The 1,786-nt window shown below is 73.1% G+C and carries 2 protein-coding genes; both read left to right on the plus strand.

Features of this window, described 5'->3' with window-relative positions; translation table 11 throughout:
• Positions 1-171 precede the first annotated feature (171 nt).
• Entirely contained in the window at positions 172-951 is a 780-nt protein-coding gene (locus AOK18_RS09280) for an HAD-IIA family hydrolase (protein WP_055572796.1), read from the plus strand.
• A gap of 169 nt (positions 952-1,120) precedes the next feature.
• A complete protein-coding gene (locus tag AOK18_RS09285; RefSeq protein WP_055693987.1) occupies positions 1,121-1,738 on the plus strand; it encodes a hypothetical protein in 618 nt (205 codons plus the stop codon).
• The last annotated feature ends 48 nt before the right edge of the window (positions 1,739-1,786 follow it).

The raw sequence follows: 1,786 nt of genomic DNA on the forward strand, positions 1-1,786 counted from the left end.
CCGAGCGGAACCGGACCGAGGAGAACCGGACCGAGGAGAACCGGACCGAGCGGAACCGAAGCGGGTGGCACCGGGCCGAACCGGACCGCGTCACCCGGCCGTTCCCCCCAAGATCCGGGCATGTCTAGGCTGGAGCGCACGCAGGACCGCGCAAGTCAGGAGATCCCGCAGATGGCAGACCGCAAGCCGATCGAATCGTGGCTCACCGACATGGACGGGGTGCTCATCCACGAGGGTGTGCCGATTCCGGGCGCCGACGCCTTCATCAAGAAACTCCGCGAGTCCGGAAAGCCGTTCCTGGTCCTCACCAACAACTCGATCTACACCCCGCGCGACCTGCACGCCCGGCTGCGCCGGATGGGCCTGGACGTGCCGATCGAGAACATCTGGACGTCTGCCCTGGCCACCGCCCAGTTCCTCGACGACCAGCGTCCAAACGGTTCGGCGTACGTCCTCGGCGAGGCCGGTCTGACCACCGCCCTGCACGACATCGGCTACGTCCTCACCGACCACGATCCGGACTACGTCGTCCTCGGGGAGACCCGGACCTACTCCTTCGAGGCGATGACGAAGGCGGTGCGGCTCATCAACGACGGCGCCCGTTTCATCTGCACGAACCCCGACGAGACCGGCCCCTCCGCCGAGGGCCCGCTCCCGGCGACCGGCGCGGTGGCGGCGCTGATCACCAAGGCGACGGGCCGGCAGCCGTACTTCGCGGGCAAGCCGAACCCGCTGATGATGCGCACCGGACTGAACGCCCTCGGCGCCCACTCCGAGAGCAGCGCCATGATCGGCGACCGGATGGACACCGACGTACTGGCGGGCATGGAGGCCGGGATGAGGACGTTCCTGGTGCTCACCGGCCTGACCCGGCCGGACCAGATCGAGAACTTCCCCTACCGGCCGTCCCAGGTCCTGGACTCCATCGCGGACCTCGTCGACCTCGTCTGACACCCGCCGCCGGAGCACCGCCCGGGGACGTCGTCCGGGCCGCCCGGGGCGTCACCCGGGCGGCCCCGGCCCGTCCCCCTCCGATGTCACCCGTACGGAGCAACCACCGGGTCCCGAGGATGCGGCACCCCACCCGGCGGGGCACGCTCCCGGTGTCTGGAGGTACACGATGGGTTCTCTGCGACTCACTCTCTGCACCGGAATCCTGGCCGTCGCCGCGTTCACCCCGGCGGCGTACGCGGCGGACACAGTGACCACGGGGGACGACACGGGCGTCTCGGTGGTGCCGGCGGCCCCCGCTCCCGGCACCGACGTCACCCTTCAGGTGGCGGAGTGCGCCGAGCGGACGGCGCTCGCCGTGTCCTCGGCGTTCGTCTCCGAGGTCCGGCTCACCGTCGACGACGGCGTGCTCGTCGGCGAGAGCCGGGTCCGTTCCACGCTCGCCGCGGGCACGTACCCCGTGCTGGTCGACTGCGGCGAACGGGCCCGCCGGGGCACCATCGAGGTCGCCCCCGCCCGCGACCGGCCCGCCTCCGCGGGGACGGCCGGGCCGTCGGCGCCGGAGGCCGCCGAACCGACCGCCCACGCCTCGCCCGTCGCGCCCGTCGACGCGGGCGGCGGCGGCAGCGCCCCGCTGGCCGCCGGCACCGGGGCCGGAACGGGCGCCGGTGCCGCCGAGGACGGACCGGGCGCCGCGCAGACGGTGACCGGACTGTTCCTCGCGGCGGCCGCCGCGGGAGCCGTCGTGCGCGGCCGCGTACGGCGAAGCCGCGGAACGACCGGCTGAGGCGGCCACCCGTGTCCGACCACGACGGGATACGACCACGACAGCCGG

It is taken from the genome of Streptomyces prasinopilosus (assembly GCF_001419695.1).
Taxonomy (GTDB): domain Bacteria; phylum Actinomycetota; class Actinomycetes; order Streptomycetales; family Streptomycetaceae; genus Streptomyces; species Streptomyces prasinopilosus.